General features: G+C 61.8%; 13 protein-coding genes. 9 read left to right on the top strand and 4 right to left on the bottom strand.

What is annotated here, in order from left to right; translation table 11 throughout:
• Nucleotides 1–61: 61 nt before the first annotated feature.
• From tssI to F3J17_RS20685, 8 genes are all read left to right on the top strand, one after another.
• Nucleotides 62–3,931 carry a type VI secretion system Vgr family protein gene (gene tssI / locus F3J17_RS20720; RefSeq protein WP_167062924.1) on the top strand — a complete coding sequence of 1,290 codons (3,870 nt, stop codon included), beginning with the start codon at nucleotides 62–64 and terminating at the stop codon, nucleotides 3,929–3,931.
• A complete protein-coding gene (locus F3J17_RS20715) occupies nucleotides 3,924–4,544 on the top strand; it encodes a hypothetical protein (protein ID WP_167062921.1) in 621 nt (206 codons plus the stop codon). Before tssI ends, F3J17_RS20715 begins: the two co-directional genes overlap by 8 nt.
• Nucleotides 4,545–4,770: 226 nt before the next feature.
• A complete protein-coding gene (locus tag F3J17_RS20710) occupies nucleotides 4,771–5,625 on the top strand; it encodes an ABC transporter ATP-binding protein (protein ID WP_240161086.1) in 855 nt (284 codons plus the stop codon).
• Nucleotides 5,622–6,440, top strand: coding sequence for an ABC transporter permease (locus tag F3J17_RS20705; protein ID WP_167062918.1), 819 nt, complete (start codon nucleotides 5,622–5,624; stop codon nucleotides 6,438–6,440). The genes F3J17_RS20710 and F3J17_RS20705 overlap by 4 nt, the downstream gene beginning before the upstream one ends.
• Entirely contained in the window at nucleotides 6,437–7,405 is a 969-nt protein-coding gene (locus F3J17_RS20700; RefSeq protein ID WP_167062915.1) for an ABC transporter substrate-binding protein, read from the top strand. Before F3J17_RS20705 ends, F3J17_RS20700 begins: the two co-directional genes overlap by 4 nt.
• 60 nt (nucleotides 7,406–7,465) lie before the next feature.
• Nucleotides 7,466–8,791: an amidase gene (locus tag F3J17_RS20695; RefSeq protein ID WP_167062912.1), complete on the top strand. Its 1,326-nt coding sequence runs from the start codon at nucleotides 7,466–7,468 to the stop codon at nucleotides 8,789–8,791.
• A gap of 35 nt (nucleotides 8,792–8,826) precedes the next feature.
• Nucleotides 8,827–9,492, top strand: a complete 666-nt coding sequence (locus F3J17_RS20690) for a GntR family transcriptional regulator (protein WP_167062909.1) — start codon at nucleotides 8,827–8,829, stop codon at nucleotides 9,490–9,492.
• 60 nt (nucleotides 9,493–9,552) lie between these two features.
• The gene (locus tag F3J17_RS20685) at nucleotides 9,553–11,070 is read left to right on the top strand and encodes an amidase family protein (RefSeq protein ID WP_167062907.1); all 1,518 of its coding nucleotides are present in this window, start codon (nucleotides 9,553–9,555) and stop codon (nucleotides 11,068–11,070) included.
• On the opposite strand, the gene F3J17_RS20680 is transcribed toward F3J17_RS20685, so the two are convergent.
• From F3J17_RS20680 to F3J17_RS20665, 4 genes are all read right to left on the bottom strand, one after another.
• Nucleotides 11,064–11,513, bottom strand: a complete 450-nt coding sequence (locus tag F3J17_RS20680) for a copper chaperone PCu(A)C (protein ID WP_240161085.1) — start codon at nucleotides 11,511–11,513, stop codon at nucleotides 11,064–11,066. The two genes, F3J17_RS20685 and F3J17_RS20680, sit on opposite strands and share 7 nt — an antisense overlap.
• 134 nt (nucleotides 11,514–11,647) lie before the next feature.
• A complete protein-coding gene (locus tag F3J17_RS20675; RefSeq protein ID WP_240161084.1) occupies nucleotides 11,648–12,127 on the bottom strand; it encodes a DUF2946 domain-containing protein in 480 nt (159 codons plus the stop codon).
• A gap of 10 nt (nucleotides 12,128–12,137) precedes the next feature.
• Nucleotides 12,138–13,529: an ATP-binding protein gene (locus F3J17_RS20670; protein ID WP_240161083.1), complete on the bottom strand. Its 1,392-nt coding sequence runs from the start codon at nucleotides 13,527–13,529 to the stop codon at nucleotides 12,138–12,140.
• Nucleotides 13,513–14,259: a response regulator transcription factor gene (locus F3J17_RS20665; protein ID WP_167062901.1), complete on the bottom strand. Its 747-nt coding sequence runs from the start codon at nucleotides 14,257–14,259 to the stop codon at nucleotides 13,513–13,515. Before F3J17_RS20665 ends, F3J17_RS20670 begins: the two co-directional genes overlap by 17 nt.
• 167 nt (nucleotides 14,260–14,426) lie before the next feature.
• Between F3J17_RS20665 and F3J17_RS20660 the strand changes: the two genes are divergently transcribed.
• A partial coding sequence (locus tag F3J17_RS20660; protein ID WP_167062898.1) for a hypothetical protein occupies nucleotides 14,427–14,614 on the top strand: 188 nt, incomplete at its 3' end.

The raw sequence follows: 14,614 nt of genomic DNA, 5'->3' as shown, positions 1-14,614 counted from the left end.
TGGAGTGGACGATGCGAGACGCAGGATTGGCGTGTGACGGGGTCCGGATCAGGGCCGCGTCATGACGGGCGGGCAATGGCAGATGCTCGATATGCGCGGCCCGGCGCTGCCCGAACGGAAAACGCTAGCCTCGTATGGACGCGAATGTGGCGAGGCCGTCTTGGCGCCGCGCCGTATCGTCGGGCGTGAAGGCATCGGGCAACTCTTCGAATACCGCGTGGAAGCCATTGCGCGTGCGAGCATTGCGTCGGGCTTCTTTGACGAAGACGAGCGCACGAAGATCGATCTCGACCGTATCGCGGGCTCGCCCGTCTGGCTGACCATCGATCTGGAGCGCCAGGACAGCCTGCGCGTTTCGCGTGACCGCAGAAGCATCACCACAACCAGTACGGGCGCGGGCACGCGGCATATCAACGGGATCGTCGCGTCGGCGCGCGTGCTGAGTAACGACGGGTTCGAGATCGTCTACGAATTCGTTGTGCGTCCATCGTTCTCGCTTGCGGCTTTAAAGCAGGATTCGCGCTTTTTTAGCGGCTCGATCGTCCAGATACTGGAAGACGTCATTAGCCGCTATGGTCAGATTGAATGGCGCATCGGTTCTTCGCGCTATCCGCAGCGCGACTATATCCGGCAGGCTTGGGAAACAGACTGGCAATTCTTTTTGCGTCTGTGCGAGGAATGGGGCTTCATCGTCTGGTTCGAGCATCATGGGCGCGAACACACCCTCGTCATTGCCGACACGGCGAACGCCTGTCGCAAGCATGAGCGCGCCTATGAAACGCTGCGCTATCACTCTGGCGAAGGGCATATCGACGAAGAGCACATCAGCGAATTGACGCTTACCAGCACGGTCACACCGGGCGTCGTCACCGTGCAGGATCATAGTTACATCCAGCCGCATTTGAACCGTTATTCGGTTCCGTTTCGCGCGGAATATCGCGATCCGCGAAATACAGCGAACGCAGATCAGGAAATCTTCACGCGTGCCGATTTCGCGTTGCCGAAAACGCGCCGCGACGCACCCTATGACGAAAGCAACTGGCGCGAGACCGCCCGCGAATTCGCACGTATCAAGCTGGAGGCGATACGCGCGGAAGGACTTCGCGCGCAGGCCAAGGGTGCGCTTCGGGGAATCGAATCCGGCAAAACGCTCACGGTGACGCACCATCCGCATCAAGCGGCGAATGGCGAATACTTGGTGATTGGCTGCAAGGTGGACATTTGCGCGACCGGCACGACATCGAGTTCGACGCGCGAATATGCTGTCACGGCTTCTTTCGAAATGCGACCGCTGGGCGAACCGTATCGTATGCCGCACATTACGCCGCGACCGATTATCGGCGGCTTTGAATATGCGGTGATCGTCGGTCCTGAGAACGCGGAGATGTTTGTCGATGAATATAACCGCGCGCTGGTGCAATTCGATTGGGATCGCACGGGCCAATATGACGGCAAATCGGCCATCTGGGTTCGGCTGGCGACCCAGTGGCAGGGCAACGGCATGGGCACGGTCACGCATGCGCGATGTGGCCAGCAGGTGCTGGTGGGTTATATGCACGGCGATCCGGACAGACCGGTTATCGTCGGCTTTGTTGTGGACGAGAATAACCGGCCGCCGTGGAAAATGCCTGCCAATCAGGCGCTCAGCGGCATGGTGAGCAAGAGCCTGGGGCTCGGCACGCAAACCAATCATCTGGCGCTGGACGACACGCAGGGGCAGATGCAGGCACAACTCGCAAGCGATCACGGCAAGTCGAGTTTGAGCATCGGCTATATCACGCGGATCGATGGCAATACAGGGCGACAGGACTCGCGTGGCGAAGGGTTCGAGTTGCGCACTGACCAGCACGGTGGAATTCGTGCGGCGCTGGGTTTGTTGTTGACGACGTGGGGACGCAAGTTAGCGGCGGGGAAAGTCAAGGAGATGGGGGAGACCATCGGGCAATTGACCGCTGCGCGCGATCTGCATGAAAGTTGCGTGGCGCAGGCGCAGCGTCATGACGCAATAGACGCGCATGCTGACCAGTCTGACGTGCTTAGTGCAATTAAGGATGCCAATGCCAGATTAAAGGGTGGATTGGCTAATGGTCAAAACAGCTTTCCTGAATTTGAGCAGCCCGATATCGCGCTATCGAGCGCGGCTAATTTGCATACGGCGTCGGCGGGCAACACGCATATCGTGAGCGAACGCCATTCGGCATTGACTGCGGGCGGTCACCTTTCTATCGCAAGCGGAAAATCGTTCTTTGTGTCGGTACGCGAAAGACTTGCGTTCTATGCGCAAAAGGCGGTGACGATCATCACGCCGGGGCCGGTGCATTTCCAGTCGCGCAATAGTTCATTGATGCAATCGGCGCAGGACGATCTGTCCATCACCAGTACGAACGGCATAGTGCGCATAGCAGGGAAAAATGGCGTCGATATTCTGTGCGGCGGCACGTTGCTGCGGCTTCGGCCAGAGGGATTGACGGGTTACACCGGCGGCGATTTTCTGGTGCATGCGGCGAATCATGGAACGAACGATCCGCAGCCGATGCCGGTGGACTTTCCGGTGTCGCCTGATAAGCCCGGTAGGTTTGCGGCACATCATGTGCTGGTGGAGGATGGGGGTGGGTTTGCGGTGCCCAATCAGCCTTATCGGCTCACGTTGGATGATGGGCAGATGATCTCCGGCGTCACCAATGAGTTGGGCGAACTGCATCTTGTCACAAGTAACGCGGTGGTGTTCGGTGCGATTGAGCTGATGTCTCAAAGCGAGCCAGACAACGTCATTTCCGTAACTCATTTAACAATATCGCAAGATGCGGCGCTGCCGCCACCCGCGAAGACTGAGATACCGGCTCGCGAACTGAAAGTTAGCGGGCAGACGATCAAAACGCCTACAACCGGCGCTACATCAAAAGGCAAAGCGCCCGATTACCTTAGCTGTGATGCCGACAATTTCGGCTTGCGGAGCTATCGATATCTGAACAACTCAAAAGAGGAACCGGCGAGTATTCATACTAGAAATGACGTCGAGTATTTTATTGCCAAGCCTTATACGGCGGCCGTCAAGGAAAAGTTAACGTCGATTGACTGGCACGCATTGACCGACTTGCCGTTTGCGCGAGCGTTGCCGGTGATTGCATCCGCCGTGTCGGGTGCGTTGGAAATTGCGCTTGGGGCCGGCCCGTTCGGACTTCCCGGCTCGGCGATGCCTAATATTATTAGCGCAAGTGCGGAGAAGCTGGAGAAATTTAATTTACATCCGCAAACTACGCTTGCCGTGTTCAGCGCAGATCTATGGGCGATGTTGATCGGTCAGCCTTACCTTGAACGAATTCTACTAACAGCAAAAAAGAAGTTAGAGGCTGACAACGAAAACAAGACCGAGTTTCCCGTCAATGCCCTACAGAATACGTTGTGCGACCTCGCCAGGACTGTGTATCACGAAGCTCGCCATTGTCAGCAAACTTTCTGGATCGCTTCGCTTTATAAAAGCTACCCAGGTGACTATGCGCAGTATGGCGGAATGGAGAGGATGTTTGAGTTGGTCTTCAAACGGGAACAATGGAATACCGCTAGTCACACTCCGTTTCCTGATGATCTAAGGGTCAAGATTGGGATGCATCGGATGCTTGTCTTTTACTACTGGTGGCGCGTCGTGTATCAAAAGGACGTACCCGGGTGGGAGCTTATTGGGGCTGACTTCGAACGCATTCAACAGGCCGTATGCGAGATGCGTGGAGTGACCGCGGAACAGGCGGCGCTGATGGCAACGCATGAGACGGGCTACTACACGCACTACCACGAAGAGGATGCCTATGCGACCGAGAATGCGGTGGATCAATATTGGCATAGGCCTGACGGTGCTTTTGTCCTCAATCCAGGTGTCTGCACAAGCAGTTACGAACAAAACATCAGAAACATCGGAGTCAGTGGCAATGGTTAGAAATCTCACTCAATCTGAGAAAACACTGCTGCTTGGCATGCTGGCCGAGGCGATGAAAACACTTCGGGAAGATCCGGGTGAATTTAAAGGTGATCGGGTATTTGGGGATTTAATTTACAGGAGGAATCGATGTCAGCACGAAATATGTGAAATTTTCACGTTCGAAAATCAGTCGATTCCCGAATCTAATATCTGGATGGAGACGAGAGACGATCCACTCGATCTATCGGAAGACAGACTTAAGGTTGCCGCCGTTCCTTACGAGTTTGTTGCGCGTTTCGTATCGCCAGTTACCGGCGTTTCAATCGATGAAATCAAGCAGACGCTTCAGGTAGAGGACTACTGGATTGGTGGAGGCGGCGAGAAGAACGTATTTCCCAAGAATGGAATTCAGCTTTCTCCCACCGGCACCGTCATTTCGTTCAGATATCGAGCAAAGGAAACCTCTCGTAGCCGCTTTCCGGTTGACGTCGTTGTAACTTATCTCGGGCCATCTAGAGACGAGTCGCCCGGTACCGAACCATGGATCGATAGCATCTATCTGACACGCGCCTATCCCTACCTCACTCCCGAGATGCGCAAAAAGAAGCGCGAAGAAGCCCAGCACAAATAGCCAGCTAGCCCCATCCAAAACCTGACCAAAGCGCTCCGCACCAAAACTCATCCCTACCCCCCTCTCTGGTGCGCCCCGCACCCTGCCTTAACCTCTCCGCACCATCATCGAGCGTGTAATTCCCAATTGCGCGGGAATTATTTTTTCGCTTGCGTCGCGTTTTTTTGACTGTGCATTATGTGTTGTGCACAGCGCAAATGTACGCCACGTACCGATGAGGATGCCCATGAGTGTCTCTGCCATTGCATCCCCGCTCGCGGGGGAAATCGCATCGACGCATGCGTCGGGAACGGACCGCCTGAAGGTCTATCAACTCAGTCATGCATTTCGGACTGCAGATGGAGTCGACGTACCGATCTTCGATCGGCTCGACTTCAGCGTGCGTAGCGGCGAGATCGTGTCGATCGTCGGCCGCAGCGGCGCGGGAAAGAGCACCTTGTTCAATCTCGTGTCGGGTCTGATCAAGCCGCAGTCCGGTCACATCAGCGCAGGCGCGCGCGCCGACGGCAGCGCCGGCCGCATCGCCTACATGCTGCAAAAGGATCTGCTGATGCCGTGGCGCACGGTGTTGCAGAACGCCGTGCTTGGCATCGAACTGTATCGCAAGGTCAAACCTGCCGATTACGAGCGCGCCCGCCAGATGCTCGCGCGCTATGGTCTGGCCGCTGTTGCCGATGCTTATCCGCATTCGCTTTCCGGCGGCATGCGCCAGCGTGTGGCGCTAACCCGCACGCTGCTCGTCGATCCCACGCTGGTGCTGCTGGACGAGCCATTTTCCGCGCTCGACTACGAAACACGCCTGGCGCTGGAAGACGATGTCATGGCGCTGCGAGAGCAGAGCGGCACGAGCGTCGTGCTCGTCACGCACGATATCGAAGAAGCGATTGCCATGAGCGACCGCGTGATCCTGCTAGGCGGCCGCCCAGCGCGCATCGAGGACGATATCGACGTGCGTCTCACTACGCACGGTCCACGTACGGCGGTCTCCGCGCGCGAAGCGCCCGAGTTTCGCACTTTCCATTCGCGCGTCTGGAACGGACTGCGCAGCCACACCATCCAGCACGCGGGAGCCCCAGCATGAGCGACGTCGCGATCTCCTCTCCAGCGCCGCAGCGCCGGCGCGCAAAGCCGCGCCGCGCGGGTAGTTTCGGCACCACGGGCGCGGTTGCGCTGATTGTCATCGCATTGATCGCGCTCTGGCAAATGGCGGTGTCGGCGGGCTGGATCAACGGCAAACTCCTCGGCTCTCCAGCTGGTATCTGGCTGGCCGCGCAGCAAGGGCTAAACGGCGGCACGCTGGTGCCCGATACGCTGGTGACGCTGTATGAAACCGTCGTCGGTCTGGTGGTGGGCAGCGGGCTTGGGATCGGTCTGGGGCTGTTGCTCTGGTTCGTGCCGCGAGTCTCCGGTGTGGCGGAAGGGTTGTCAGTGATCCTGAATAGTATTCCGAAGATCGCACTCGGCCCGCTTATCGTCATCTGGTTCGGCTCGGATATGACCTCCAAGGTCTGGCTGGCAGGCATTTCCACTTTTGCGGTGGCGATGATTTCTTCGTGCGCCGCCGCGCGCGAAGTCGACAAGGATCTGCTCAATCTGTTTCGCTCGTTTAACGCGAAGCCGTCGATGATCTTTACGAAGCTCATCGTGCCGGGCGCGCTGCCGTGGGTGTTCTCGACGCTGCGCGTGAATATCGGCTTCGCGCTGATCGGTGCGGTGGTGGGCGAATATATCGCGTCGCAGGCTGGGCTGGGTCACGAGGTGTTTGTAGCGGGGTCGCTGTTCGATCTGAATACGGTGTGGCTCGGCATTATCGTTCTCACGCTCATGGCGACGCTGCTGGGCTGGATCGTTCAATTCACGGAAGCAAAGGTCATTTCATGGAAGGCAACACGATGAAACGAGTAAGCGCAATGGCGTTGGCGGCTGCGGTGACGGGGTTGAGCGTTCAGGCGTCCGCGCAGGCGGCGGAGCCGGTGACGGTTTATCAGGCGTTCCAGTCGATCCAGTATTTGCCGCTCTATGTGGCGATCGACAAGGGCATCTTCGCGAAGAACGGTCTGGACGTTAAAAAGGTGACGGCAGGTAGCGGCGCGGCGGGCGTGGCGGCGGTGATTGGCGGCCATGCAGACTTTTCGCTGCAGGATCCGATGACGGCCGTGCTCGCGAATCTCAAGGGTGCAAGCGTGATGGCGGTGGCGAACGTGGTTGCCGGTGTGCCGGTGTGGGTGATCGCGCCGCCCGACGCCGGCGTGCATCAGCCCGGCGATATGTCGAGCAAGAGCGTGGCCACGGCATTGCCGCCTTCGACCAGCACGTATCTGCTGCAACGCCTTATCAAGGATCAGAAGATCGAGAAGGTGTCGCTCAATACGGTGCAGCTTGGCACCGAGCTTGCCCCGGTGAGTGCGGGCCGCAGCCAGGCGGCGGCGGTCTACGAGCCGCAGGCGGATACCGGCATTGCGCAGGGTTACAAGGTTGTGTATGGCTTTCCGAAAGCCTATCCGGGCGGATACGCGTTCTCGACCATCGATACGCTTGCTGCGACCATCAAGGATAAGCCGAAGATGGTGGCTGCCTTCGTGAAGTCGATCGGTGAAGCCGAGGCGCTTATTCACCAGTCGCCGGATACGGCCAAAGCGGTTGCCAGGTCGGAGTTTCCCTCGCTCGATGCGAAGATCGTCGACGCTGCGGTGGGGCGCCTGATCGATCAAAACATTTATGCGCCGACACCCGTAATTTCAGAGCAGGCATTCCGTAACGCGCTGGATTTGCAGGAGTCGATTGGCAATATCAAGCCGGGCAGCGTGACATATGCAAGTGCCGTCGATAATTCATTTGCTGCGTCAGCCGCCGGGAAGTAAGTACAACGTATCAATGTTCGCGTCCGCGTTTTGCGCGGACACCTTGAATGGAAGGACAGGATGAACGAAGCCAGACCGTCGTTCGTGACGACGCTGATCGCGCAGCGCGGCAATGTGGCCGCTACCCGCGCGCGCATCGACGCCGCCGTCACGCGTGCCGAGGCGCTCGAACCGTCGTTGCGCGCCTTTACTTTCCGTCCCGATTCGTATGTCGAGCCGGATGCCTGCACGCCGCTCGCAGGCCTGCCCGTGGGCGTGAAGGATCTGATCGACACGGACGACATGCCGACGTCATACGGCTCGCCGATCTGGCGCGGCCATCGTCCGCAGGCCGACGCGCCGGTCGTCGCGCAGTTGCGTGAGCTTGGCGCGCTGCTGTTCGGCAAGACCGTGACGACCGAATTCGCCTGGCGTCAGCCAGGGCCGACGGTCAATCCGTGGCGGGCGGGGCATACGCCGGGCGGCTCGTCCAGCGGCTCGGCGGCGTCCGTGGGGGCGGGCATCGTGCCGCTTGCGCTCGGTACGCAGACGGTGGGCTCGGTAATTCGTCCCGCTGCCTATTGCGGCGCGGTGGGCTATAAGCCGAGCTACGGCACGATCTCGCGCGAAGGCGTGCATGCGCTTGCGGCCTCGCTCGATCACATTGGTTTTTTCGCGCGTGATGTGGAAGTCGCGGCGCTTGCGCACGCGCTGCTGGTGGCGAAGCGCACCGACGCCATCGACAGCGCCGAAGCCTGGCGTACGTGGTTCGCGCCGCTTGCCGCGCCGCCGCGTCTGGGCGTCGTGCGTACGCCGTTCGACGACCGTTTGCAGGACGCGCAGAAGGCGAATTTCGAGGCGTCGCTTGCGTGTTTGCGCGCGGCGGGCGCAGTGGTGACCGAGATCGCTTTCGATGCGGATATCGCGCGAATCGTCGATGCCCTGCAGGTGATTCTGCGGGTCGAGGCGTGGCGCGCGGTCGCTCCTGAAGCGCGCGATCATCGCGATCAACTGAGTGCGCCTATGCGCTCATTGATCGATGAAGGCGCGGCGATGCCGCAAGCGCGCTACGAGGCGGCGCTCGCGCTTCAGGCGCAAGTGCGGCAAAGATCGGCGCAATTGCTGGCGGGCTGCGATGCGCTGGTGAGCGTGCCTGCCACGGGCGCTGCGCCCGAGGGGCTGGACGATACGGGCGATCCCACGTTCTGTGCGCCGTGGAGCCTGATGGGCGTGCCTGCCGTAACGGTGCCGTCGGGCTGGACCGAAACCGGATTGCCGCTGGGCTTCCAGATAATCGGCGCATTTGGCGAGGACCTGGCGACGTTGCGTGTGGCCGCATGGGTCGAGCAGGTGATTGGCGCGCGGCGCGAGCTTGCGCTTGCCACCTCGGCGGAAGCCGCTGCCTGACGCAGAACAGCAAGGCAATCAAAACGGGAGACATCATGGCCAGGCCGTATCGCACGATTCAGGAGTACGTTCTCGGCACGCTGCGCGCGGAGATTCTGCAAGGCGTGTACGCGGCGGGCATGCGTTTGCGGCAGGAGGAGGTCGCCAAACGGCTCGGCGTGAGTACGACGCCGGTGCGCGAGGCGTTTCGCGATCTGCGCGCGGAAGGGCTGGTTGCAATCGATCCGAACAAGGGCGTCGAAGTGCGCGGGCTGACGGCGGGCGACGTCAGCGAGATCTACGAATTGCGCATGATGCTGGAGCCGATGCTCGCGGCGCGCGCCTGTCTGCGTGCGAGCGCCGCGCAGATCGACGCGGCGCAGGCGAGCCACGAGGCCATGAGCGACGTCACGCCAGGTTCCGGGCAATGGGCCTTGCTCAACGAGGATTTTCACCAGTATCTGATGCAGTGCGAGGCCGATACACGTCTGTTCGAAGTGGTGCGGGGGCTGTCGCTGCTGGCGCGTCCGTATGTGTCGCTGTCACTGTATGTGCAGCCCGATATCATGGCGAGCAACAACGACGAGCACGCACAACTCCTCACCGCCTGGCGCGCGCGCGACAGCGCCGCCGTCCACGAGCAGACACGTGTGCATCTGCTCAACACGCGCGATGCGATCGTGGCTTGCGTCGATCAATCGGGGCGCGCGCTGGCGGCCTGAGGGTGGCCTGATGGCAGCTCTCAATGGGAAACGTGAATCGCGCTGTCTGGAAGGGTTCGAATGTCCGCTGCACTGTGTGAGTTATCCGCCGTCGAGGCGCGCCGTCTGATCGGCAAGGGCGAGCTGTCGCCGCTCGAATTGCTGGACGCTTGCCTCGCGCGCATCGAAGCGATCGAGCCGTCGGTCAATGCGCTGGCGGCCACGGCGTTCGAGCGCGCACGCGACGAAGCGCGCCGCGCCGAACAAGCCATCGCGCGTGGCGATGCAAATGGTCTGCTGCACGGTTTGCCGATCGGCGTGAAAGATCTGGAAGAGACCGCCGGGCTGCTGACGACGTACGGCTCGCCGCTCTACCGTGACTACGTGCCCGCTGCGGACAATCTCTTCGTCGCGCGTCTGCGTGCTGCCGGAGCCATCGTGACGGCCAAGACCAACGTGCCGGAAATGGGCGCGGGCGCGAATACGCGCAATGTCGTGTGGGGCGCGACCGGCAATCCGTTCGATCCGCGCCTGAACGCGGGCGGTTCCTCGGGCGGATCGGCGGTTGCGCTGGCAACCGGCATGCTGCCGCTTGCGACGGGTTCGGATCTTGGCGGGTCTTTGCGCATCCCGGCCGCGCTATGTGGCGTAGTGGGTTTTCGGGCGTCGCCGGGTCTGGTGCCGTCCGAACGGCGCGTGCTGGGCTGGGCGCCGAATTGGGTCAGCGGGCCGATGGGGCGCAGTGTCGCCGACGTACGTCTGCAACTCGCCGCGCTCGCCGGTCATGACGCTGCCGATCCGCTCGGCTATCCCGCGCACATCGACGCGTTGGCTTCAGCGCCGCGAATCGATCCGGCCACGCTGCGCGTGGGCTATACGGAGGACTTTGGCGCTTGCGCCGTCGACCCGTCGATTCGCGCGGCGTTCAGGGAGAAGATCGCGCGCCTGTCGCGTCTCGTGGGACATTGCGAAGCGGTCTCTCTCGATCTGCGCGAGGCGCACCGCGTCTTCGATGTGGTGCGTGCGCAGGAGTTCGTTGCGAGTCTGCGTGAGACGTATGAGCGCGATCCTGCTGCGCTGGGTGCGAATACGCGCGCGAACTACGAAATGGGCAGCGCCTTGACGCTCGCCGATGTCGCGCGTGCCGACACGCAGCGCACGGCGCTCTATCGGCAATTTCAGATGCATTTCCAGCGTTATGACGTGATTGTTTCGCCGGTATCGCCCGTGACGCCATTTGCATGGACGACGTCCCACTGCGAAGCGATCGACGGCACGCGGCTCGAAAACTACTATCGCTGGGTCGCGCTCACATACATCGTCACTGTGCTGACGAATCCGTCCTTATCGCTGCCGTGCGGTGTCGATCACGCGGGCATGCCCTTCGGTCTGCAGATGATTGGTCCGATGCGCGGCGACACGCGCCTGCTCGATATCGCGCAGATGCTAGAAACAGCGTTTGCGCGCGATCCGGCGCTGGCGCGTCCCAAGCCGGACTTGCAGCGCCTACGCGAGAATGCGCGCAATGGGCGCGAAGCGTTGCGGTCGATCGTGACGGACCCGCCCGCTTCGCGCACCCGCGTGCAGGGCGCTTACTGACCTGCTGCGTTCTTCACGGCGCATTGCGCCACGATCTTTTCACCGTCACTGAAATCGAAGGTCACGGGAATCGTCGATCCAACGGTCAACGGCTTCTTTGCTTCCTCGAACATCACGTGATAGCCGCCCGGTGCGAAGGCGAGCGTGCCGTTGGCGGGCACGGTCGCCTTGTCGACCATGACCATTTTCGACGCGCTGCCGCTGCTCATCGACTGATGCAGCATGGCCATGCCGAAGGCGTCGGTGCTGACTTCCGTGAGGTCGACCGGCTTGGCGCTAGTATTCGCGAGCTTGAAATAGCCGCCCGAAGGTACGCTGCCCGGCATCGAGCGAACCCAGCAGTCGGACACTTTGATCGCACTGGGCGGTGCCGCGAGTGCGGGAAGCGCCGCGATAGCGAGCGGCATGGCAAGGGCGAAATGGTGGAAGCAGCGACGCATCATCGTTCTCCTGAACAAAATTGAAGGCGTGTGTGATGTAGACAGGAATAGGCAGGGCCGACACGGCGAATCGCGCCATGCGCAGGCACGCGCGCGCGAAAACAGCGCAGCGCGGCATCGCGACGAATCGCGCTATGTCAGGCGTAGAAAGCGGAGGTAGCAGGCGGGGCGCGTGGCCGGCCCGAAGGGAAGGCGGCAGCGGGAACATGCTGCGCAGTGGGCAGCGCGCTGGCAACGGTCACCGAGATGGCGACGAGCGCGAGCGCGGCGGAGGGCGGGGCCGGCATCGCGGGCTGGTGGGCAAGCAGGGAGCAGTACCCACAGGCGGCGAGGCGATCGGTGTGAAGATGAGACGAGGAAGCCGGTTCTTGCGCCGCCGTCGCCGAGCACAGAATGCTGGCGGTATCGGGCGTTGCCGCGTGGGCGGCGCTCATCAACTGGCTGGCGACCGGCACGACCACGACGAGCCACATGGCGAGCAGGGCAAGCCATACAGAAAGACGTCGACGGGCGGTGGCGGAAAAAGACATCCGCGCATCGTAACGCATGAGCGGCAAATCGTCAGGCAAAGACGGCAGCGAAAATCGCGCGCTGGCGAGACGTTTCGCCGCAGCCATACACAGCGGCTTAGTGCTGCGGTGCTTCGTCTTGCACCACCGCGTTGCGCGTGGACTGTTGCAGCACGATGCGGGCCGTCAGGCCGGTGGGACGGCGGTTAATCAGCGTCAGTTCACCGCCGTGCGCGCGCACGATATCGCGCACGATCGCGAGTCCCAGGCCGACGCTGCCGGGCTGGCCGCCGCGCGAAGGATCGAGGCGCACGAACGGTTCGAGCACGTCGCGCAGCCGCGTTTCGGGGATACCGGGGCCATCGTCGCTCACGTCGATCAGGATCGTTTCCGCGCGCACCGACGCCACCACCACCACGGTTTCGCCAAAGCGCAGCGCATTGTCGATCAGATTCGCCAGCACGCGCTGCATGCCATCGGGACGGCAGAAGCAGCGAATCTGGCGCGGTCCTTCGTAGCGGATCACCGCGCCCGCTTCCTCGTACTCGTCGCAGATCGTCGCGATCAGGGCGCTCAGATCGAGCCACTCCTTGTTTTCGTCGCCGCTGCCCGAACTCAAAAACGCCAGCGCCGACGACACCATGGTCTGCATCAGATCAATGTCCTTGCGCAGCTTGTCGCGCACGGTGTCGCTTTCGTTGGTGTCGAGTTGCAGGCGCATGCGCGTGAGCGGCGTGCGCAGGTCGTGGCTCACCGCCGCGAGCATGCGCGTGCGGTTGTGCAGCGAATGCGTGATGCGCTCCTGCATCAGGTTGAACGCGTGCGCGGCGCGGCGGATTTCCAGCGGGCCTTCTTCCTCGATAGGTGCAAGCGCGATCTCGCGGCCAAAGGCCTCGGCCTTGTCGGCCAGCCGCCGCAGCGGACGGATCACGCGCGACACCGCCCACGCAGACATGGCTGCCACGCCCACGCACAGGAAGATCAACGCGCCGACGAAGGGGAAGGTGAGGCGTGGAGGCTCGGGGCCAATGCGCTGAGTGCGTGCTTCGAGCACCGTCGTATCGGTGTCGTGCAGGCGCACCAGCACCTGGATCGTGGCGTTCGGGTCGCGCGCATCGCAGGAGTGCACGCTGACCGTTGCGCCGATATCGCGCAATTCGTCGCGCAGCGAGCGCTGCAGTTCGCCGTTGTCGAGCGTGTAGACCGTGCAGCGCGCGGGCTGGGCGGTCATGTTCAGCGTGACGCTGGGCGATTGCAGGGCCAGCGCTGTTTTTGCGCGCGCGTCGGCGGGTGTTTGTGCGAGCAGGCGCGCGATATTGGCGATGCGGTACGTGGGCGGCCACGGCCACGGCGGCGTCGGCGGTCCGCCCGGATAGAACAGCAGCACGATAAACAAGCCGAACGTGAAGACCGACGAGCACGCGATGATGGCGAGAATCTGCCCGAGCGTGGTGGAGAAGAAGTCGGAGAAAAAGCGGCGCATCAGGCGTGCATCACTCGAAGACGACATCGGGCTGGAAGGCGTAGCCGTCCGCGCGCACCGTGCGGATGGTCTCTTCCAGCGGATCGTCGCCGCTCAGCTTGCGTCGCAGGCGGCTCACGAGCAGGTCGATCGAGCGCGTGGCGATGGGGAAATTCTTGCCACGCGTGAGTGCGATCAGTTCTTCGCGTGACAGCACCTGGCGGGCCTGGCGGCAGAACACCAGCAGCAGATCGGTTTCCGCGCCCGTGAGCGGGATGCGCAGGCCCGCGGGCGAGCGCACGAAGCGGCGGTACGGATAGAACGTATGGCCCGAAAACGCGATCACGAGTTCGGCGCCAGGGTCGCGCGCCGCGTCGGCGCTTGTTGCGGCTGCGGTAGCGGGCGCGCCGCTGGGCGGACGCCGTAACGCGGAACGGATGCGCGCGAGCAGTTCGCGCAGATCGAAGGGCTTGGAGACGTAGTCGTCCGCGCCCAGTTCTAGGCCGATCACTTTATCCGTCGTTTCGACCAGTGCGGTCAGCATGATGATGCGCGGGCCGCCAGAGGCCCGCAGGCGTCGGCACAATTCCAGGCCGTCCATGCCCGGCAGCATCACGTCGAGCAGCACGAGTTCCACGCTCTCCTGCGCGAGCAGCGCGAGCGCCTGTTCGGCGCTGCCGGCCACGCGCGTGCGATAGCCCTTGCCGCCCAGAAACTGGGCGAGCGGCGCGCTGATGTCCGGATCGTCTTCGACGATGAGAATGGGAGCGTTGTTCAAGGCTGGCGGTTGACGAAAAGGCAGCTTTCATTGTCCGACAATTCCTTAACAGCCGGGCTGCATATCGTGTGTCAATCTGGATATATTGTGTTGATTCCATTAAGAATCAACAAGATAAACGCGTCATACCGTATCGTTCGCGGCTTCATTCACGTATCGCGAACGGCATGGACAAGCGCGTAGAGCCTCCCAAAACTCCTGATGAAACCCCTGTGCGCGAGCCGCACGCGCCCGACGAAAAAGGCCGCGTGCGGCCTCGTCGCGTCCTGCCGTGGGTGCTGCTGGCCGTGGCGGTGGGCGCGATTGCGCTGTTCGCGCTGCGTCCGCACGGCGCGCCTGCTGGCGGCCCGGCGGG

It is taken from the genome of Burkholderia sp. Ax-1719, from assembly GCF_011753055.1.
GTDB lineage: Bacteria > Pseudomonadota > Gammaproteobacteria > Burkholderiales > Burkholderiaceae > Paraburkholderia.
Note: the sequence above shows the minus strand (reverse complement) of the source record. Positions and strands in the feature narration are given on the sequence as shown.